At 65.5% G+C, this 18,621-nt stretch carries 20 protein-coding genes, 1 tRNA gene and 1 pseudogene; 10 read left to right on the plus strand and 12 right to left on the minus strand.

Features of this window, described 5'->3' with window-relative positions; all coding sequences use genetic code 11:
* Positions 1 to 45: 45 nt before the first annotated feature.
* Positions 46 to 1,242, plus strand: a complete 1,197-nt coding sequence (locus BCR55_RS03435) for a pyridoxal phosphate-dependent aminotransferase (protein ID WP_065494166.1) — start codon at positions 46 to 48, stop codon at positions 1,240 to 1,242.
* A gap of 97 nt (positions 1,243 to 1,339) precedes the next feature.
* Here the strand turns inward: BCR55_RS03435 and BCR55_RS03440 are convergent, their stop codons facing one another.
* On the minus strand, positions 1,340 to 2,464 hold the full coding sequence (locus BCR55_RS03440; RefSeq protein WP_006410520.1) for a transglycosylase SLT domain-containing protein: 1,125 nt from the start codon (positions 2,462 to 2,464) through the stop codon (positions 1,340 to 1,342).
* A gap of 598 nt (positions 2,465 to 3,062) precedes the next feature.
* Here BCR55_RS03440 and BCR55_RS03445 point away from each other — a divergent pair.
* Positions 3,063 to 4,619, plus strand: a complete 1,557-nt coding sequence (locus BCR55_RS03445) for a UbiD family decarboxylase (RefSeq protein ID WP_035949600.1) — start codon at positions 3,063 to 3,065, stop codon at positions 4,617 to 4,619.
* Positions 4,620 to 4,644: 25 nt separating this feature from the next.
* On the plus strand, positions 4,645 to 5,310 hold the full coding sequence (locus tag BCR55_RS03450) for a LysE family translocator (RefSeq protein ID WP_006400831.1): 666 nt from the start codon (positions 4,645 to 4,647) through the stop codon (positions 5,308 to 5,310).
* Positions 5,311 to 5,490: 180 nt separating this feature from the next.
* Here the strand turns inward: BCR55_RS03450 and BCR55_RS03455 are convergent, their stop codons facing one another.
* A complete protein-coding gene (locus BCR55_RS03455; RefSeq protein ID WP_006400832.1) occupies positions 5,491 to 5,775 on the minus strand; it encodes a hypothetical protein in 285 nt (94 codons plus the stop codon).
* A gap of 523 nt (positions 5,776 to 6,298) precedes the next feature.
* On the opposite strand from BCR55_RS03455, the gene BCR55_RS03460 reads away from it, so the two are divergent.
* Both BCR55_RS03460 and BCR55_RS03465 read left to right on the plus strand, forming a co-directional pair.
* Positions 6,299 to 7,228, plus strand: coding sequence for a Rossmann-like and DUF2520 domain-containing protein (locus BCR55_RS03460; RefSeq protein WP_048994399.1), 930 nt, complete (start codon positions 6,299 to 6,301; stop codon positions 7,226 to 7,228).
* A 76-nt stretch (positions 7,229 to 7,304) separates the two neighbouring features.
* Positions 7,305 to 7,868 (plus strand): YggT family protein, encoded by a 564-nt coding sequence (locus BCR55_RS03465; RefSeq protein WP_006400835.1) that lies wholly within the window; start codon positions 7,305 to 7,307, stop codon positions 7,866 to 7,868.
* 9 nt (positions 7,869 to 7,877) lie between these two features.
* On the opposite strand, the gene BCR55_RS03470 is transcribed toward BCR55_RS03465, so the two are convergent.
* From BCR55_RS03470 to BCR55_RS03480, 3 genes are all read right to left on the minus strand, one after another.
* Complete coding sequence (locus BCR55_RS03470) at positions 7,878 to 8,228, minus strand: DUF190 domain-containing protein (protein WP_006400836.1); 351 nt, start codon at positions 8,226 to 8,228, stop codon at positions 7,878 to 7,880.
* 23 nt (positions 8,229 to 8,251) lie between these two features.
* Entirely contained in the window at positions 8,252 to 8,638 is a 387-nt protein-coding gene (crcB, locus tag BCR55_RS03475) for a fluoride efflux transporter CrcB (RefSeq protein WP_065494167.1), read from the minus strand.
* 145 nt (positions 8,639 to 8,783) lie between these two features.
* Positions 8,784 to 9,653 carry a Sir2 family NAD-dependent protein deacetylase gene (locus BCR55_RS03480; protein ID WP_065494168.1) on the minus strand — a complete coding sequence of 290 codons (870 nt, stop codon included), beginning with the start codon at positions 9,651 to 9,653 and terminating at the stop codon, positions 8,784 to 8,786.
* A gap of 172 nt (positions 9,654 to 9,825) precedes the next feature.
* On the opposite strand from BCR55_RS03480, the gene BCR55_RS03485 reads away from it, so the two are divergent.
* On the plus strand, positions 9,826 to 10,434 hold the full coding sequence (locus tag BCR55_RS03485) for a chromate transporter (RefSeq protein ID WP_006406293.1): 609 nt from the start codon (positions 9,826 to 9,828) through the stop codon (positions 10,432 to 10,434).
* Positions 10,431 to 10,970, plus strand: coding sequence for a chromate transporter (locus tag BCR55_RS03490; protein WP_053297534.1), 540 nt, complete (start codon positions 10,431 to 10,433; stop codon positions 10,968 to 10,970). Before BCR55_RS03485 ends, BCR55_RS03490 begins: the two co-directional genes overlap by 4 nt.
* Positions 10,971 to 10,998: 28 nt before the next feature.
* Here the strand turns inward: BCR55_RS03490 and BCR55_RS03495 are convergent, their stop codons facing one another.
* Positions 10,999 to 11,199, minus strand: a complete 201-nt coding sequence (locus BCR55_RS03495) for a hypothetical protein (RefSeq protein WP_065494169.1) — start codon at positions 11,197 to 11,199, stop codon at positions 10,999 to 11,001.
* A gap of 320 nt (positions 11,200 to 11,519) precedes the next feature.
* Here BCR55_RS03495 and BCR55_RS03500 point away from each other — a divergent pair.
* A tRNA-Gly gene (locus BCR55_RS03500) sits at positions 11,520 to 11,594 on the plus strand.
* A 127-nt stretch (positions 11,595 to 11,721) separates the two neighbouring features.
* On the plus strand, positions 11,722 to 12,486 hold the full coding sequence (gene trmB, locus BCR55_RS03505; RefSeq protein ID WP_065494170.1) for a tRNA (guanosine(46)-N7)-methyltransferase TrmB: 765 nt from the start codon (positions 11,722 to 11,724) through the stop codon (positions 12,484 to 12,486).
* 412 nt (positions 12,487 to 12,898) lie between these two features.
* Here trmB and BCR55_RS30085 read toward each other — a convergent pair whose 3' ends face one another.
* From BCR55_RS30085 to BCR55_RS03520, 5 genes are all read right to left on the minus strand, one after another.
* Entirely contained in the window at positions 12,899 to 13,762 is an 864-nt protein-coding gene (locus BCR55_RS30085) for a hypothetical protein (protein WP_006406297.1), read from the minus strand.
* A gap of 9 nt (positions 13,763 to 13,771) precedes the next feature.
* The gene (locus tag BCR55_RS32190; RefSeq protein WP_157160138.1) at positions 13,772 to 14,464 is read right to left on the minus strand and encodes a phospholipase A2; all 693 of its coding nucleotides are present in this window, start codon (positions 14,462 to 14,464) and stop codon (positions 13,772 to 13,774) included.
* Positions 14,465 to 14,985: 521 nt separating this feature from the next.
* Entirely contained in the window at positions 14,986 to 15,816 is an 831-nt protein-coding gene (locus BCR55_RS03510) for an undecaprenyl-diphosphate phosphatase (protein WP_006400907.1), read from the minus strand.
* 76 nt (positions 15,817 to 15,892) lie between these two features.
* Positions 15,893 to 16,474, minus strand: a complete 582-nt coding sequence (locus BCR55_RS03515; RefSeq protein WP_065494171.1) for a DUF1439 domain-containing protein — start codon at positions 16,472 to 16,474, stop codon at positions 15,893 to 15,895.
* Between the two features lie 169 nt (positions 16,475 to 16,643).
* Complete coding sequence (locus BCR55_RS03520; RefSeq protein WP_065494172.1) at positions 16,644 to 16,982, minus strand: YkgJ family cysteine cluster protein; 339 nt, start codon at positions 16,980 to 16,982, stop codon at positions 16,644 to 16,646.
* Here BCR55_RS03520 and BCR55_RS33335 point away from each other — a divergent pair.
* Positions 16,897 to 17,274: pseudogene (locus tag BCR55_RS33335) on the plus strand (coproporphyrinogen III oxidase); the annotation flags it as partial. The gene BCR55_RS03520 and the pseudogene BCR55_RS33335 sit on opposite strands and share 86 nt — an antisense overlap.
* A gap of 104 nt (positions 17,275 to 17,378) precedes the next feature.
* Here the strand turns inward: BCR55_RS33335 and BCR55_RS03525 are convergent.
* Positions 17,379 to 18,575: an IS256 family transposase gene (locus BCR55_RS03525; RefSeq protein ID WP_065494173.1), complete on the minus strand. Its 1,197-nt coding sequence runs from the start codon at positions 18,573 to 18,575 to the stop codon at positions 17,379 to 17,381.
* Between the last annotated feature and the right edge of the window lie 46 nt (positions 18,576 to 18,621).

Here is an 18,621-nt window from a genome sequence, read left to right on the forward strand (position 1 = left end):
GTTTTTCCGACGTCTTCCGTTTTACGCGCGTAACCGCCCCGACCGATGAACACCACCGCCGATTCGCTCGTCAAGCTCGCCGCCCGCGTCGACGCGATCCAGCCCTTCTACGTGATGGAACTGATGAAGGAGGCACAGCAGCTCGAGTCTGCCGGGCGCGACGTTATCCACATGGGCATAGGCGAGCCCGATTTCACCGCGCCGGAGCCGGTCGTCGAAGCGGCGGCGGCCGCGTTGCGCCGCGGCGTCACGCAATATACGAGCGCGCTCGGCATCGCGCCGCTGCGCGAGGCGATCGCCGCGCACTATGCGCGCGCCTACGGCCTGACGATCGCGCCGGAGCGGATCGTCGTGACGGCCGGCGCGTCGGCGGCGCTGCTGCTCGCCTGCCTCGCGCTCGTCGGCCGCGACGACGAGGTGCTGATGCCCGACCCGTCGTATCCGTGCAACCGGCACTTCGTCGCGGCCGCCGAAGGCCGGCCGGTGCTCGTGCCGAGCGGCCCGGAAGCGCGTTTCCAGCTGACCGCCGACGACGTGCGCAGGCGCTGGAACGAACGCACGCGCGGCGTGCTGCTCGCGTCGCCATCGAATCCGACCGGCACCTCGCTCGAGCCGGACGAGCTGAAACGGATCGTCGAAGCGGTCCGCGCGCGCGGCGGCTTCACGATCGTCGACGAGATCTATCAGGGGCTCAGCTACGATGCGCCGCCGGTGTCCGCGCTGTCGTTCGGCGACGACGTCGTCACCGTGAACAGCTTCTCGAAGTACTTCAGCATGACCGGCTGGCGGCTCGGCTGGCTCGTCGTGCCGCCGGCGCTCGTCGGCACGTTCGAGAAGCTGTCGCAGAACCTGTTCATCTGCCCGTCCGCGCTCGCGCAGCACGCGGCGCTCGCGTGCTTCGAGCCGGCATCGCTGGACATCTACGAGGCGCGCCGCCTCGAATTCAAGCGTCGCCGCGATTTCATCGCGCCGGCGCTCGAGCGGCTCGGCTTCACCGTGCCCGTGATGCCGGACGGCGCGTTCTATGTCTACGCGCACTGCGGCGGCGTCGCCCATCCGGCCGCCGGCGACAGCGCGGCGCTCACGCACGCGATGCTGCACGACGCGGGCGTCGTGCTGGTGCCGGGGATGGATTTCGGCGTTCATGCGCCGCACGACTATATCCGGCTGTCCTATGCGACCGCTTACTCGCGTCTCGAGGAAGCGGTCGACCGGCTCGCCGCGCTGTTCGGGCGGCGCTGAGTCGCCGCGGCGCGATCGCGCCGCTGCTGCGCCCCTCCAAACGAAAAAAGACACCCGAGGGTGTCTTTTTCCATTTCGGCGCGGAGTAAATCCGACCTTACGCGCCGAGATCCGAGTGATCGTCGCGCGCCTGCTTCGACGTATCGACGCTCGCGTCGGCCTGCTGCGGCGCCTTCGGTGGCGCCGTCTTCGCGGCGAGCGGCTGCGCGCCGTCGAGCGTCACGTGCACGCGCTTCGCTCCGCCGGCCGCTGCGGTCGTGACCGCTGCGGTGACGATCGGCTTGGCGGGCGCCTGCGGCGCATTGATCGGCACGCTGCGGCCGCGGGCGACGTCGCGCAGGCGACCGCGCTCGGCCATCACCTTCTGACCGTAGCCGTTGTCGTCAGGATTCGTCGAGCCGTTGTACAGGCGCAGCCCGTTCGCCAGCGAGCCGCCGCGCGCGATGCAGTCCTTCAGCACCAGCGCGCCGACCTGCAGATTCGCGATCGGCTGCAGCGCGGTGTCGGTGCCGCCGAAATATTCGAACTTGTCGGAATGGACCTTCGACATGACCTGCATCAGGCCCTGCGCGCCGACGCCGCTTTCCGCATACGGATTGAAGCCCGATTCGATCGCCATCACGGCGAGCAGCAGCAGCGGATCGAGGCCGACGTCGCGGCCGGTTTCGAACGCGGCCTTCACGAGCCGGCCGAGCGGTTCCTGCGCGACGTGATAGCGACGCGACAGATACGTCGCGACGAGCGCCTGTTCGCGGTTCGAGGCCAGCGCACGATCGTCGCGCGCATCGGCCGGCACGCGCTGCGTCGGGATCAGCTTCGCGAGCGCCACCGGCGACGGGCCGCTGCGGGCCACGTCCGATGCGTCGTTCTGCGCGGCGGCCGTGGCTTCCGCCGCGACATCGAGATCGGCGGCGAGCGCATCGGTCTCCGGACCGTCGTCTTGCGGTTGCGGCTGTGCGCCGGCCGGCGCGAAATTCGGCAGCGGATGGCCGGACAGCAGACGCGCCGGACCGGCCTCGACGGCCGCCGACACGATCGGCATCAGCTTTGCGGCCAGCGTGCCGCGCACGGTCGGCAGCAGCCAGAGCGCAAGCGCGATGGCGACGGCGAAACAGCCGACGACGCTGAACAGATGGTGGCTGACACGCGTCCCGCGACGCAGCATGTCGCGCACGAATTGCGCATGCCGCTCGTTAGGACGCCACGATAACCAAGCGTTCATTCAGATCATCTCCCATGAACATGACTCGTGCGGCTCGCCCGGCTCGCTGGCGAGACAGAAAACGCGCCGCTGAATCACGACGCCGCACGCCTTGGTTGGGACGTACAGGCATCGGGGAAACGGTATAAGTACCGTTTGAGGCCACGGTGTAGAACTGGGCCGGCGCCTTCGCACAGTGGGCGAGGCGGGCATACGCGGTGGCACCCACGCAAAAAACCAGCGTCAGGAGGCGCTGGTCGAGACTACGACTCAAGACCGTCGAACACGCCGTGCAGGTTTCGGCGGACGGTGACGCGCTGCGTCAAGGATCGGTGATTGGCGGCTCGAAGCCTTTACCCTGCAACCAATGTGAGCGGATTCTAGCAGGGTTTTATAGATCGTCAACACTACAAAACCTTCAAATTATAACAAAAAGTAATTTACCGTGACCCTTCAGAACGGGATCGCCCTGCCGTAGGGGGTTTGCGCGCGATCGACTTTTTTCGAGACCGGACGCGCGGACGGCGGGCCGGGTAAAATCGGCGCTCGATTCGGGGCCGCAGCCGGACGCTGCGCCCGCCCACCGTCGCCCGCGCTGCGAGCGGCCCGGACCTTGTTCATGAAATACAAAGACTTACGCGATTTCATCCAGCGCCTCGAGGCGCTCGGCGAACTGCGGCGCGTCACGCAGCCCGTGTCGCCCGTGCTCGAAATGACCGAACTGTGCGATCGCGTGCTGCGGGCCGGCGGCCCGGCCTTGCTGTTCGAGGCGCCGCCCGGCTATGCGTTCCCGGTGCTCGGCAACCTGTTCGGCACGCCGCGGCGCGTCGCGCTCGGCATGGGCGTCGACGCAGGCGACGACGCCGCGCTCGATTCGCTGCGCGATCTCGGCCGGCTGCTGTCCGCGCTGAAGGAACCCGATCCGCCCAGGAGCCTGAAGGACGCCGGCAAGCTGCTGTCGCTCGCGAAGGCCGTCTGGGACATGGCGCCGAAGACGGTTTCGTCGCCGCCGTGCCAGGAAATCGTGTGGGAAGGCGCCGACGTCGATCTGCACAAGCTGCCGATCCAGACCTGCTGGCCCGGCGACGCGGGGCCGCTCGTCACGTGGGGGCTGACCGTCACGCGCGGGCCGAACAAGCCGCGCCAGAACCTCGGCATCTACCGGCAGCAGCTGATCGGCCGCAACAAGCTGATCATGCGCTGGCTCGCGCATCGCGGCGGCGCGCTCGATTTCCGCGAATTCGCGCTGAAGAACCCGGGCAAGCCGTATCCGGTCGCGGTCGTGCTCGGCGCCGATCCGGCGACGACGCTCGGCGCCGTCACGCCCGTGCCCGATTCGTTGTCCGAATACCAGTTCGCCGGGCTGCTGCGCGGCAGCCGCACCGAGCTCGCGAAATGCCTGACGCCGGGCGTCGATACGCTGCAGGTACCCGCGCGCGCGGAGATCGTGCTCGAAGGCTTCATTTATCCGCAGGACGGCACGCCGGCCCCGGCGCCGGCCGGCGCACCGCCGCGCCCGGCCGGCCAGGCAGCCGCCGCGTACGAGCATGCGCTCGAAGGCCCGTACGGCGATCACACCGGCTATTACAACGAGCAGGAGTGGTTTCCCGTGTTCACGGTCGAGCGGATCACGATGCGTCGCGACGCGATCTACCACTCGACGTACACCGGCAAACCGCCCGACGAGCCCGCGATCCTCGGCGTCGCGCTGAACGAGGTGTTCGTGCCGCTGCTGCAGAAGCAGTTCGCGGAGATCACCGACTTCTATCTGCCGCCCGAGGGCTGCAGCTACCGGATGGCGATCGTCCAGATGAAGAAGAGCTACGCGGGCCACGCGAAACGCGTGATGTTCGGCGTCTGGAGCTTCCTGCGGCAGTTCATGTATACGAAGTTCATCGTCGTCGTCGACGAGGACGTGAATATCCGCGACTGGAAGGAAGTGATCTGGGCGATCACGACGCGCGTCGATCCGGTGCGCGACACCGTGATGGTCGACAACACGCCGATCGATTACCTCGACTTCGCGTCGCCGGTCGCCGGTCTCGGCTCGAAGATGGGGCTCGACGCGACCAACAAGTGGCCCGGCGAGACGAACCGCGAATGGGGCCGCCCGATCGAGATGGACGCCGCGGTGAAGGCGCGCGTCGATCGGCTGTGGCAGGACATCGGGCTGTGAGCGCAGCCGCCGCACTGGAACGACGATGAATTTCGCCCCCGCTTCGATGCTGTCCGACGGATTTTTCCTGTCGCTGTCGCTGTGTCTCGATATCGGCCTCGTCAACGTCGCGATGCTGTCGCTGACGCTCTCGCACGGGTTCCGGCCGGGCTTCTGGCTCGGCCTCGGCTCGTGCGTCGGCGATCTCGTCTATGCGGCGCTCGCGCTCGCCGGGATGGCCGTGCTGCTGCAGTTCGAGCCGGTGCGCTGGGTCGTCTGGATCGGCGGCGGCGCGGTGCTGCTGTTTCTCACCTGGAAGATGGCGCGCGAAGCGCTGTCGCCGGCCGCGGCGCCCGACCGCGATGCCGACGTCGCGCCGCCCCGAGCCAGCGCGCGGCGCAGCTTCGTGCGCGGGATGCTGCTCGCGATGTCGTCGCCGAGCGCGATCCTCTGGTTCGCGGCGGTCGGCGGCGCGCTGATCGCGAAGGCCGGCGCGACCAGCGCGGCGACTGCTTCCGTCTTTCTGTCGGGCTTCTTCCTCGGCGGGCTCGCGTGGACGCTCTTCATGTGCACGCTCGCGAGCCACGGCCGCAAACGTGCCGGCGCGCGGCTGATGCGCGCTTGCCACGTCGCCTCCGCGCTGCTGTTCGCCTACTTCTCTTATAGCGTGATCGTCGGCGGCTACCGCGATCTGATCGTGCACGCGGCCTGAACGCCGGCCAACACCAACGACGCGCGAAGCGCGATCAACCTGTCGGCTGTTGGCCGTTCGGCCTCACGGCAATCCGCGTCCCTGCCGCCGACCCGCGCCGCCCAATGAAAAACGGCGCATCGCCCCTTGCCGGAGCGGTGCGCCGTTTTGCATCGCGCGGCATCGCCGCGCGCGCATCGGTCAGCGACGCCAGTAGCCGTGATGGCCCCAGCCGCGGTGCCAGTACGGACGGCCGTAGTAGCCGCCGACGACCACGGCCGGCGGTGCGTAATACGCGGGCGCCGGCGCATAGACGACCGGCGGAGGCGGCGGTGCGTAGTACACCGGCGGCGGCGGTGCGTACACCGGATAAGCGGGAGCGACCGGGACACCGATGCCGACCCCGATCGACACGTGAGCCTGCGCGGCGCTCGCGACACCCAGGCCAAGCGCGGCGGCGGCAATGAACGGAATGAGCTTTTTCACTTCGATTCTCCTGCTGGAGCGGTAATTTATGCGCTCCGGTCGGCAACGGCGGACATGCGCGTCGCATGGAAGCAATGTAGCGAAAACCCGCGCCGCGCGTATCGCCCATTTGTTGCAAATTGCAATTCGATGCGCCGCGCACGGCCGCGCCGCGCGGCGCCCGGCCGCCGCCGCACGCCTTGCGCACCGCGCAATTCCGCCCGGCAGGCCGACCCGCACAGCGACGATCGGTCAGTCTTACCGCGTCGCGAACGGCGTCATCGCGCGCATTCGTAATGAACGATTACAAATTTGAGACGAAATGCCGACGATTCAAGAGGCGCGTGGCCGAATCGATTTGGGGCCGATTCACTGCGCGCTCGCGTGTCAGCGGTTCGCGAACGTTCAGCGCGTCTTCGTCAGCCGAATCAACCGATCACCGCCGTACGCACACGCTGTCTCGCCCGCGCCTCCCGCACGCCGCGGTCGCCGCCCTATTCCTGCGATACTGGCGGCTGTCCCGTTTTGACGTACCGCTTTCGCCATGCCCCTTCCCGACACGCCCCGCCTCGGCTTCATCGGCGCCGGCCGCCTCGCGCACTGCGTCGCACGGCGCTTCGCGGACGCCGGCTTTCCGGTCGTCGCGATCGCGAGCCGCAGGCCCGAATCGGCCCGCACGCTGGCCGCGCGGATCGACGGATGCCGCGCGCTCGATACGCCGCAAGATGTCGTCGACGCCGCCGACCTGATCTTCCTGACCGTGCCGGACGACCATCTCGCCTCGACCGCCGCCGCACTGCGCTTCGACGCGTCACGCGCCGCGCAGCAGGCGATCGTCCATTGCAGCGGCGCGTCGGCGATCGAGGTGCTCGATCCGGCCAAACGTCAGCACGTCGCGACGGGCGGCTTCCATCCGTTGTACCTGTTCGGCGGCACCGACGCCGATCTCGCGCGCATCGACGGCTGCTCGGTCACGATCGAAGCCGACGGCGCACTGCACGCGACGCTGCTGCGTCTCGTCGCGGCGCTCGGCTGTCATCCGCTGTCGATTCCGGCCGGCGGCCGCATGCTGTACCACGCGGCCGCGCACTACGCGGCCAGCTTCGCGCTGTGCGGGCTCGCGGAAGCCGTCGAGCTGTGGCGCGGCCTCGGCTTCGACGAGGAAGCCGCGCTGCGCGCGCTGCTGCCGATGCTGGCCGGCACGATCGAGACCGCGCGCGACAAGGGGCTCGCGAACGCGCTTGCCGGGCCCGTATCGCGCGGCGACACGGGAATCGTCGAACGTCAGCTCGCGCTGCTCGATGCACGCGGCGGCGACCACGCGACGCTGTATGCGCTGATGACGCGCCGCGCGATCGCGCTGGCCGCGAAGCGCGCCGCGCCGCCTGCGTCGCTGCCGGCGCTCGCCGAGGTCGTCGAGACCGCGCTCGCGCGCGCGGCAGATCGCCCCTCGCCGCCGCAACACGAGGCGTGATAAGGTGTCGGCCGATGCGCCGCCATCCGGCGTTGGCGGCCGCACGCTACTCGACTGTATAAAAAGGATGCCAACGATGTTCGGCGAGATCGCCCGTTTTCTACTCAATACGCTGTTTACGCTGTTCGGCGCCGCGCTGATCCTGCGCGTGTGGATGCAGGCGGTTCGCGTGCCGCCGTACAACCCCGTCACGCAGGCGGTGCTGCAGGCGACCAACTGGCTCGTGCTGCCGCTGCGCCGTGCGATTCCCGGCGTACGCGGGATCGACTGGGCCAGCGTCGTCGCCGCGCTGCTCACCGCGCTCGTCTACGTCGTGCTGATGGTCGCGATGGCCGGCTTCGATCCGGCCGCGGTGATTCCGACCGTCGTCGCCGTCGCGCTGCTCACCGTCGTCAAGTGGGCGCTCAACCTCGTGATCTGGATGACGATCCTGATGGCGCTGCTGTCGTGGCTGAACCCGCGCTCGCCGGCGATGCCGATCCTCTACCAGCTCACCGCGCCGTTTCTGAACCCGCTGCGCCGCGTGATCCCGAACCTCGGCGGTATCGACCTGTCGCCGATCCTGCTGTTCGTGATCGTCCAGGTGCTGATGATGATCGTCACGCGCGCGGCCGTATCGCTGACGATGTTCGGTATCTGAGCGCGCACGCTACGCCGCCTGGCCCGGCGCCGGCGGCGTAGCGAGCGTGTCGATCACGCCGAAGCGCGCCGGAATCACCGCGTAGCACACGCGCAGCTTCTCGCGCGACAGCCGTTCGAGCAGCCGCTGCGCCTCCTCCTCGGTGACGATGAACTCCACCTCGATCGCGAGCGAGCCCTGCAGTTCGAAGAAGCGATCCTCGTGCAGCACGCGATGCCGGCCGAAACCGGCCATCGCGCGAAACGCGGAGCCGCCCGCGACGCCCATCCGGTTCGCCTCCTCGAGCAGCCATTCCCATAGCGGCTTCCAGTGCAGCCGATGCTGCTCGTGCACGTAAAAGCGCAAGAACACCCTGTCCATCGCTCCCTCCGTCGCCGGCGCGCTCACGTCGCCGCAAGCCACGCACGCGCGGTCCACATTCCGAGCGCGGTCAGCACGAACGATCCAGTCAAGTGTAGGGCAGCCACCGCAAACGCCCATCCCGATTCGCCCTGCAACGCGTGCGTCATCACTTCGGCCGAAAACGTCGAGAATGTCGTCAGGCCGCCGAGGAAACCCGTGATCACGAACAGCCGCCATTCCGGCGGCAAGCCGACACGCGCCGTGAACACGACGGCCGCAACGCCGATCGCGTAGCCGCCGATCAGGTTCGCAGCCAGCGTGCCGAGCGGCACCGCGGGAAACAGCGCATTGAGCGCGAGGCTCAGGAACCAGCGCAGCAGCGCGCCGAGCCCGGCACCGACGAAGATCGCGACGATCGAATAAAACACGGACGCTCCCGTTCGATGAAGCGGCCGGCGGGCCGCCGCCCCGCGATGGCGAGGCATGCCGGCACGGATCCGCGCGGCGCGCGCATCCGCGGCATTGCCAGCAATGTAGGCGGATTCGCCGCGTGCCGGCAACCGGCAATCGCGGCTATGCGTGTTGCCAGGCCGCGTCGAGCGCGTTCAGCGTCGCAAGCGCGCCGCCTTTCAGGCCGATCACGTCCGCACGCCGTGCATGCGCTTCGCGCGCGTTGATGCGGATCACGTCGGCGCCGAGCTGCTCGCTCAGCATGCGCACCGTCGGAATCGCGGTGCCCGCGCCGATCTCGACGACCGCGACGCGCCCCGCCTGCGCGATCCATTGCTGCAGCGCACGCTCCTGCTCGGCGTAGCGCGCGCCGAGCCAGCCCGCGTCGCCGAACATCAGGATGTTCGGCCGCGCGAGGCCGCCGCAGTGCGGACAGCGCGGCGGCTCGCCGATGAGCCGGCATGCGGCCTCGTCGACGGTCGGGATGAAAGGCGCGGCATCCCACGTGTCGTCCGAACACGGCCGCAGACACTGCAGCGCATGGATCGACCCGTGAATCTCGACGATGCGCGCCGGATCGAAACCGGCTTTCTGAAACTGTCCGTCGACGTTGCTCGTCAGCACGAAGCCGCCGTTCGGCATCGCGTCGATCCAGCGGCGCAGGATCGCGAAGCCCGCGTGCGGGACCGTCGACCGGTACAGCGCGAGGCGATGGCCATAGAAGCCCCAAGCCAGCTGCGGCCGCGCGCAGAACGCCTGCGGCGACGCGATTTCGTGGAATTCGAAACGCTCGTGGCGCAGCGCCGGATACGCGCGCCAGAAGCCGTCGGTGCCGCGAAAGTCGGGCAGCCCCGAGTCGACGCCGATGCCGGCGCCGGCCGTCACGAGCAATGCGTCGGCGCGCGACAGCGCCGCGACCGCGGACGCGACGAGATCGGCAGACAGCGGCGCGGCGCCGGGCCCGGCGGAATAAAACGAATCGGAAGCGGACATGATGATGAAGCGGCGGACGGATGACGGACGTTGCGCGAGCGCGCGTCGCGATCATACGCCGGTTCGGACGCCGCGACGCACGATGACGCGCATGACGAATCGATGTCAGCATCCCGACAGCCGCCGCTTGCTAACATGACCGCCCCGCGAACCGCCCGATTCCGTCGAACCGATGCCGCCGCCCCCTTCATCTTCTTCCGCCGAGCCTGACGATCGCGCACCGCGTCCCGGCGTCGCCGCGCTGTTTGTCGCGTTCGCCCAGATCGGCCTGACGAGCTTCGGCGGCGGCTTGAGCGGCCGCATCATGCGCGACTTCGTGCACGAACGGCGCTGGCTCGACGAAGAAGCGTTCCTCAACGGTCTTGCACTGTCGCAGGCGCTGCCGGGCGTGAACGTGAAGAACCTCGCGATCTGGATCGGCTACCGGCTTGCCGGATGGCGCGGCGCACTGGCCGGCTTTATCGGAATCATCGTGCCGCCCGCCGTGCTGATCGTGCTGTTCGGCGTCGCGTTCTCGACGCTGACGCGCTTTCCGCTCACGCACGTCGCGCTTGCCGGCGCGGCGGCCGCCGCGATCGGGCTGTCCGTGTCGATGGCGATCACCGCGGTGCGCCGCCTGCCGCGCGGCGTGCTGCCGCTCGCGGTGGCGGCAGCCACCTTCGTGTCGGTCGCCGTGCTGCACTGGCCGCTCGTGTGGACCGTGCTGATCGGCGGTGCGCTCAGCGTCGCATTCGAATACCGCCGCGCAGGCGCGCGCGCGCAAGGAAGCGGCGACCGATGACGGCCGCGTCGCGCTACGCCGCGCTGTTCGGCGTGTTCGCGCCGCTGTCGATCGCGACGATCGGCGGCGGGCAGGCGATCATCGCCGACATTCAGCGGCAGGTCGTCGACGTGCATCACTGGATGACGGCCGCGCAATTCGTCAACGACTTCGCAATCGCGCGAATGGCGCCCGGCCCCGGCTCGCTGCTCGCGACGCTGATCGGCTGGCAGGTCGCCGGCTTCTGGGGCGCGGTGATCGCGACGCTCGCGTTATTCGGGCCGACCGCGTTTCTGATCTACGGCATCGCGCGACTATGGCGGCGACATCAGGGCGCGCGCTGGCAGATCGCACTCGAAGCGGGGCTGCGGCCGGTGGCGGCGGGGATGATCGCCGCTTCGGTGTGGGTGCTGCTGCAGGCGCTCGACGGCGGCTGGCCGGCACGTGCGATTGCGGTCGCGTCGACGCTGTGCGTGATGTATACGCGTGTGCATGCGCTGCTGCTGATTGCGGCGGGAGCGGCGGCGCTGGTCGGGTTGCGGTTGGTCGGCGTGTGACGACGACGGCAATGACGAGCGCATCGTTTCAGTTTCGCAGCAATCGATCGCTTTCGAACACGCGATACGGCGACGGCCCCAGATGCAGATGCTCGGGAACGGGCAGTCCGTTTCCGCAGAAATCGATCTCGACGTAACTCAAATGCCCCGAATCGTCGGCGAACAATACGATTTCGATCGAGCGCGATTCGGCCGGCGAATTCCGATCGATGAAGTCGGCTTCGAACACGCTGCCGTAGCCGTGCCCGGGCTCCGCAATCGCCGGTACTTGCTCGGGCGACGCGCGAGCGACAGCAAGATCGGCGGCCGCAGGTACGTGCTGACGTTCGAAACCGTGTCGCGGTTCGACTACAACCACGACGCGGCGAACGACGGCCTCATTCTTTCCTGCAGCGTGACGATCGCCGACGGAGCGATCGAATTCGCCTGCAATCCGTGGGATCAGCCGCCCGGTCCGTTCGTGCGCGAAGTCGTTCGGATACCGGGTGGTGGATGCGGATCATGCGCGCTTGCCTTCCGGCGGCGGTTCCCTGTAGAATCGCCAGTTCTGCGGGCGTCGTATAATGGCCATTACCTCAGCTTCCCAAGCTGATGACGTGGGTTCGATTCCCATCGCCCGCTCCACTTTCCGGCTGCACTGCAGCCAGCGCGCAAGCCGCCTCGTCGAAGGCGGCTTTTTTGTACCATGTGCCGGTTCCGCCGGTCACCGCGCCCGAGCCCTCGCTCGCAACCGAGCCAATCTCTGTCACCGATGATGCACGACGATCCGAACGAAGCCGGCCTGCCGCCGCACGACGACGCCCTGTCCGACGAAGCCGCCGACGGCACCGAAGTCAATCCGCTGCACCGCCGCCGTATCCGCAGCTTCGTCACGCGCGCCGGCCGCGTGTCCACCGGCCAGCGCCGCGCGCTCGACGAGCTCGGCCCGCGCTTCGTCGTCCCGTACGCACCGGAAACGCCCGACTGGAATGCAATCTTCGGCCGCAGCGCGCCGCGCATTCTCGAAATCGGCTTCGGGATGGGCGCGTCGACGGCCGAAATCGCCGCGAATCGCCCGGGCGACGATTTCCTCGGCGTCGAAGTGCACGAACCGGGCGTCGGCGCGCTGCTGAAGCTGATCGGCGAACAGGATCTGTCGAACATCCGCATCATCCAGCACGACGCGGTCGAAGTGCTCGAACACATGCTCAGGCCCGAAAGCCTCGACGGCGTGCATATCTTCTTCCCCGATCCGTGGCACAAGGCGCGGCACCACAAGCGCCGCCTGATTCAGCCGCCGCTCGTCGCGCAACTGGCATCGCGCCTGAAACCGGGCGCGTACCTGCATTGCGCGACCGACTGGCAGAACTACGCGGAACAGATGCTCGAGGTGCTGAGCGCCGAGCCGACGCTCGAAAACACGGCCGACGGTTACGCGCCGCGCCCCGACTATCGGCCCGTCACGAAGTTCGAACGACGCGGGCTGCGGCTCGGTCACGGCGTGTGGGATCTCGTGTTCCGCAAGCGCGCGGGCTGAGCGATCGGCGCACGCGCTCGCCGACGGCCGACGCATACGTCGCGCCGGTGGCATCGACGGCAATGCGGCCACACCGGCAAACGCCCGTGTGGCCGTTTTCACGTCTTCCGCCGATACGCTTGCCGCGTCGCACGGAGTTCAGGGGCCGGTTGTCATAGCCGACCGGTAGTGCCGACCCGCCGAACCCATTAAGTAAAGCACGTGCCGGCCTTTCACAATCCGCCTAACGGCTGAGCTTGTGCCCCCGAGATACCATGCATATTTGCCTGCACACCGGTTCCCGGGCAGCCGGACACGCATGACGGGCTCGCCACACCCGTGCGCAGCCCCTGCCCCGAAAACATCAACGATTTATTGACGATCGCGGGCACCTTATGAATCAGCAAGGCGCAACGGTCGGAATCAAGACATCTCAATTCGAATAGCTTACCCCAGTCGAATATCTATCAGGAAATTCAGACGGCCTTCCAGTAAAGACATTAGGATTCGAAATACGCAACATATCAATATTGCTTGCCAAGATAGACACGAATGCGCGTATATCGAGCCTCGGCGCTTCTGCTACCACGTTCAACGCGCGCGAATCCCCCATCACTGCTGCCAACGCATATCCTGCATAGACGCCTTCCGGACTACCTCCGTCTCTTCCTGCTTTAGCCGCCAGAATGTATCCGGTGAACGCCGAACCGCTAGCCATCACTGCATTTTGCGCGGCAACGATTCTTCTAGACCATTCACTGCCATCTCCGGACTTATTCATTTTATCGAGAATTTCACCGCTATCCTTGCTGTAAACTTCCCGCATCAAATAAAAATAACTAGCCTTCACGTTACCTTGTTCGACCAATTTCCCGAGCTCATCGATACTCATCTTATATCCAGTAACGACCTCTTCTGGCATCGGATAGCCGCTCTTCATCAGCCACTCGTACTGCTCTCGGCTATTAAACGCGATCGCATTTTGTCGGAAATTCTTGTAGAATTCGTCCATCACAAGCCTATCCGATCCGGGAAATGAACCCCTGAGCTCTTCGTCGTTACCAAAATCTTTCGACACATGCACATTAGGAAATTGGTATTTTTTTGGAGCTTCATCCTCTGACGGCCTGCGCTCAACTGCGACGGAATTGAATGAATCGACCGAGGCGGACTTTGTTTGATGCCCCATAGCGGAGTTCTCGGTATTTTTATTTGGCGAATCAGGGCCGGCGCGAAGCCCGAAATAGAACACGCTCGCGATCACACACAGCACCAGAAAGATCCAAAACTTTTTCATAACTTCCCTCTACTCAATATTGCACAGACTTGCACCAGTGTACTTGCTCACCACACCGCGGAGAAATCCAAATAGCGCGCAATACCACTGATCGACCGCCTCCTGATATGGTTTATCTCCAAATTTACGGACAGCATCTGCGTACTTCTCTGCTATTTCGCCACACAAGCCAGAACCGTTGCAAATTTGCTTCATATCCCGCTCGAATAAATTGTCACATAGCGCCTTGCTGAGCTTGCTTCCATAACAAACGTCATGGTTGTTACATGCGTTGGTAAAATCGTACCCGAGCGGCGCATTAGGTATAACGTACTTCATCCAACCGCTCGCAGGACCACAACCGTTTTGCAAGACACCTGCGTTTGGGACAAAAGAAATGCCGGACGTGAAGGGTTGGTTTCTCGGAATAAAACTGTGAAGGCGGAAAACGCCGATATTAGGTGGATTTGAAAAGTCACAATTTTTCAAATCTCGTCTTAGCATCTGCGTGTATTGACACTGAAGCCTCGGACTATTAGGCACATTGGCCAATGCCCAGCTCGTAGGACCTTTTGATGGCGGCCCGATGTCCCCGGCAAAATCCATCACCGATCCATATGGCCTTGATCCGGTAACGTTAATAGCAGGCAGTACGCCTTGCGCCATTGCAGTCTCTGACAATGCAAGCGGAGATACAAATAGCAAAGTTGCGATTTTCCCCATTTGTGCGTCCATTGAAATTATGTTCACGCAATCCGACTGAAGCGTTCAGTCGTCTCCTCCCCTGCCCCGGACAGCTGTCTGGGGACGTAATCGCTCGTCTAGCCCTATTTACAAAACAACGCGGCAAAGCGAAACAGGAGTGGCTTTGGGATGCTAATGCGAATGAGAATCATTCGCAAGTAGACTGTGAGGCTTCCCCGACCTTGCCGTGGCAAGGGTACGTACGTAGAGCACGGTGCACTACCGGTGCGGGTCATCCTTGTCCGGCGTGCCGACGTACCAGAACCGATGTCGGCCAATCGGCACTGGTTGACGACTGTAGCAACGTAGGTCTCCCAATCTGCAGGCCGTACGCGACCTCAGCTGACTGCCCGGCGCTGCGATCGGCTCCGAAACGAGACCACCAGCCATTACCGCTCCATGCACAACCCGCTTTTGTCCGCATCAAAAACAAAACGGCCCGACCGGCATCTGCCGATCGGGCCGTTTTCACATCCGCGCCCTACTCCCCCGAACGCCGATCACGCCCAGTTCAACCACCCGCTATAACCGACGAGCAGCACGAACAACCCGAACACGATCCGATACCACGCGAACACCGTGAAGTCGTGCGTCGCGACGTAGCGCAGCAGCCAGCGCACGCAGACGAACGCACTGACGAAGGCCGACACGAGCCCGAGCACGAACAACCCGAGCGCGTCGACGGTGAACGCGTGCCAGTCCTTCACGGTTTCATAGAGCGTCGCGCCGAAGATGATCGGAATCGCGAGGAAGAACGAAAACTCGGTCGCGACGCGACGCTCGAGGCCGAACAGCATCCCGCCGATGATCGTCGAGCCCGAGCGCGACATGCCGGGAATCAGCGCAAAGCACTGCGCGACACCGACTTTCAACGCATCCAGCGGCGTCAACTCGTCGATCGACTGCACGCGCGGCGGCTCGCGGCGCTCGCGCTGCCGCGCTTCGGCCCACAGAATGATCGCGCCGCCCACGACGAGCGCGAACGCGACCGGCACCGGCGAGAACAGCACGGCCTTGATCTTCTTCTCGAGCAGCAGCCCGAGCGCAATCGCCGGAATCGTTGCGATGACGACGTTCAGCGCGAAACGCCGCGCGTCGGGCCGGCTCGGCAGCCCGGTCACCACCGACGCGATCCGCTGCCGATACTCCCAGCACACGGCGAGAATCGCGCCGAACTGAATCACGACGTCGAACGTTTTCGCATGCGCGTCGTTGAAATTGAGGAAACTGCCGGCGACGATCAGGTGGCCGGTGCTCGATACCGGCAGGAATTCCGTCAGCCCCTCGACGACGCCGAGGATCAATGCCTTGCAGATCAGGATCCAGTCCATCCGTGGCCCAACTCCGAAGTGATCGAAAGAAAGGGCCACGCAGTCGTCGCGGCCCGCCCGGCCGCGCGATGCGACGTCACTTCTCGACGATCGCCACGCGTATGCCGTTTGTAAGAATCGTAATTGTACCGGGTTCGTAATTTACGCCGCCAAATTGCAGTTGCTCGGGCTTGAACGTGTAGATCGGATAGTTCGTGAGCAGCTGCGTCGCGAGCAGGCCGGCGGCCGCGCCGACCTGTTGCGTGTACATCTGCGCGTCGCCGTCGAGCACGAGGTTGTCGACGGCCGGCGCCCTGAGCACGACCGAGCGGCTCGGCGCATCGTACGCGAGTTGCCCCGACACCGTGAAGCGGCCGCTGACGGGCATGTGCAGGAACGGACTCTCGAAATGCGCGTCGAGCTGCACGGCGATGCGATTCTGATCGGGCAGCAGGCTGACGGCCGGATTCGCGAGCGAGACGTCGACGACCTGCGCGACGGTCTTCTGATACGGAAACTTGCGCGCGACGGCCTTTTGCACGTCGCCGCGCGAGAACGTGTAGTGATCGGGGATGAACGGGAACGTCGACGCGCACGCGACGAGCGACACCGACACGCCTACGGCGGCGGCACACGCAGCAAGAAAACGGCGCCGGCCGGGCGCGCGGGATGCGGTCATGCTGAAGCTCTCCTGTTCCTGTAACGGACGAATCCGGCGCTGCACTCGGCACACTCCGATGCGCACGACGCCGACGCGAATTAGTGCAGCAGCACCGCACGCGGGTTCCACGCGCCGGACCGCCGCAGTCCCACGCCGCCAACGCAGCGCCGACGCCTAACCGCGCACGCTAGCGCCGCACGCTGCCACCGGGACAAGCGGCCACAGGCTGCGTCGCGGCTTCGAGCTGCGTGAGCCATGCGAGCGCCTCATCGCGCGATGCGCCGCACATCTCGGCCGACGGCTGCAGCCCCGAACAGCACGCGGGTCGCTCCGGGCTGCCGAAGATCCGGCAACGCAGATCGGCGCCGAGCTGCACGCAGCGCACGCCGGCCGGCTTGCCGTCCGGCATGCCCGGAATCGAGCTGGAAATCGACGGCGCGATGCAGCAGGCGCCGCATCCCTCGCGACAGGCGTGCGGCGGTAAAACATCGGCGGGCGCCGGGCGAACGGCAGTTTCGGCAGGCACTCGGCTCTCCGGCAAGCAACAAAAAAAATCGGTGCGGCAACCGGACGCGTCGTCCGATCGTGCAGCCCGCATTGTGCCACTGCCGCTGCGACGTTATTACACAATGCAGCCCAATCGCGCATTTATATACTCGAAAGCATCTAAAAAGCGCGAGACCGCCATGACTTCCGGTTCTGCCGACACGCTGTTCCGTCCCGACCTGCTCGCGAAATACGGCGCGAACGGGCCGCGCTACACGTCCTACCCCACCGCGCTGCAGTTCCGCGACGACTTCCCGCATAGCGAGTTTGTGTGCGTCAAGTTGTGCAAAAGGGTTGATCAGGTATTCGGTTGATTCCGGGTTGCCGTGGTCGGCGCGCGGGGCGTAGCCCGGAGCGCCGACCACGGCGGCAGCCATCAGGCGGCCAGTCTCAACTGCTCCTTCTTTTGCTCGGCCAGCAGGGCCATGTTCAGGTAACGGTTGTCTTCGAGCCACGTCTCGTGGGTTTCGACGCACAGCGCCCGAATCAGTCGCAGGCACGACTCAGTGTTCGGAAAGATCCTTACCACGCGCGTGCGCCGCTTGATCTCCTCGTTGAGGCGCTCGAGCATGTTGGTGCTCTTCAAGTGCTTGTGGTGCGCTCGGGGCAGCCGGTAGAAGCTCAAGGTCTCGCCGATGTTGCTCTCGACCCAGTCGACGAGTTTCGGGTACTTGCCCTGCCACTTGGTGATCCATGCCGCCAGGTCACGACTGGCTTCCTGCAAGTCGCGCCGGTCGTAGATCCAGCGCAACTCCTGTAGGCAATCGTCGTCGGCCTTCCTGGGCAGGTAGTCGAGCGCGTTGCGCAGGAAATGCACATAGCAGCGCTGCCAGGCCGCTTCGCACAACACCTCGCTGATCGCCTTCTTCAGGCCCGCGTGGTCGTCTGAAACCACGAACTCCACGCCAGTGAGCCCACGCGCCTTGAGCCGCAGCAGGAAGTCCTTCCAGCTGCTTTGACTCTCCCGGTTGGCCGTCTCGACCGCCAGCACTTGACGCTGACCCTCCCAGTTGATGCCGATGGCGATCTGCACCGCCATTGAGCGGATCACCCCATCCTCACGCACCTTCTCGTAGCGCGCATCGAGAATGACGTACGGATACGCCTCTTCCAGTTGCCGGCTGGCAAAGCGCTCGAGTGCCTCGTCCAGGCTCTTGTTGATTGCCGAGATGGCCGAGGCGGAGAAGCTGTGCCCGCACAGCTCTTCAGTAATCGCCTTGACCTTGCGGGTCGACACGCCCTGCACGTACATCTCGGCCAACGCCGCCACCAGCGCTTTCTCGCTGCGCGCGTAGCGCTCAAAGAGCGCCGTCGAGAATTCGCCGCTGCGCTCGCGCGGAACCCGCAACTCTAGCTTGCCGATCCGGGTCACCAGCCCCCGGTGGTAGTAGCCCGCCCGGTAACCGCTGCGCGTCTGGCTACGCTCGCTCGGCGCCGCGCCAAGAAACTCCGTCATCTCCGCTTCGAGCATTTCCTGCAGCGCTTCCTTCATCAGCGACTTCATCAAGTCACGGTCGCCCAACACCCACTCTTTCGCCGACAACGACACCGTATTACTCTTGCTCGTGGTCATGGTTTGTCCTCTTCAAAGGTCAAGGTCGATATTCACAATCAACCTC

It is taken from the genome of Burkholderia sp. CCA53 (genome assembly GCF_001685525.1).
Lineage (GTDB): Bacteria > Pseudomonadota > Gammaproteobacteria > Burkholderiales > Burkholderiaceae > Burkholderia > Burkholderia multivorans.

Bases quoted from the DNA above. Each gene is read 5' to 3' on its own strand.
- BCR55_RS03435 (WP_065494166.1), top strand. From the start codon at position 46: ATGAACACCACCGCCGATTCGCTCGTCAAGCTCGCCGCCCGCGTCGAC.
- BCR55_RS03440 (WP_006410520.1), bottom strand. From the start codon at position 2,464: ATGAACGCTTGGTTATCGTGGCGTCCTAACGAGCGGCATGCGCAATTC.
- BCR55_RS03445 (WP_035949600.1), top strand. From the start codon at position 3,063: ATGAAATACAAAGACTTACGCGATTTCATCCAGCGCCTCGAGGCGCTC.
- BCR55_RS03450 (WP_006400831.1), top strand. From the start codon at position 4,645: ATGAATTTCGCCCCCGCTTCGATGCTGTCCGACGGATTTTTCCTGTCG.
- BCR55_RS03460 (WP_048994399.1), top strand. From the start codon at position 6,299: ATGCCCCTTCCCGACACGCCCCGCCTCGGCTTCATCGGCGCCGGCCGC.
- BCR55_RS03465 (WP_006400835.1), top strand. From the start codon at position 7,305: ATGTTCGGCGAGATCGCCCGTTTTCTACTCAATACGCTGTTTACGCTG.
- BCR55_RS03470 (WP_006400836.1), bottom strand. From the start codon at position 8,228: ATGGACAGGGTGTTCTTGCGCTTTTACGTGCACGAGCAGCATCGGCTG.
- BCR55_RS03480 (WP_065494168.1), bottom strand. From the start codon at position 9,653: ATGTCCGCTTCCGATTCGTTTTATTCCGCCGGGCCCGGCGCCGCGCCG.
- BCR55_RS03485 (WP_006406293.1), top strand. From the start codon at position 9,826: ATGCCGCCGCCCCCTTCATCTTCTTCCGCCGAGCCTGACGATCGCGCA.
- BCR55_RS03490 (WP_053297534.1), top strand. From the start codon at position 10,431: ATGACGGCCGCGTCGCGCTACGCCGCGCTGTTCGGCGTGTTCGCGCCG.
- trmB (WP_065494170.1), top strand. From the start codon at position 11,722: ATGATGCACGACGATCCGAACGAAGCCGGCCTGCCGCCGCACGACGAC.
- BCR55_RS30085 (WP_006406297.1), bottom strand. From the start codon at position 13,762: ATGAAAAAGTTTTGGATCTTTCTGGTGCTGTGTGTGATCGCGAGCGTG.
- BCR55_RS32190 (WP_157160138.1), bottom strand. From the start codon at position 14,464: ATGGGGAAAATCGCAACTTTGCTATTTGTATCTCCGCTTGCATTGTCA.
- BCR55_RS03510 (WP_006400907.1), bottom strand. From the start codon at position 15,816: ATGGACTGGATCCTGATCTGCAAGGCATTGATCCTCGGCGTCGTCGAG.
- BCR55_RS03515 (WP_065494171.1), bottom strand. From the start codon at position 16,474: ATGACCGCATCCCGCGCGCCCGGCCGGCGCCGTTTTCTTGCTGCGTGT.
- BCR55_RS03525 (WP_065494173.1), bottom strand. From the start codon at position 18,575: ATGACCACGAGCAAGAGTAATACGGTGTCGTTGTCGGCGAAAGAGTGG.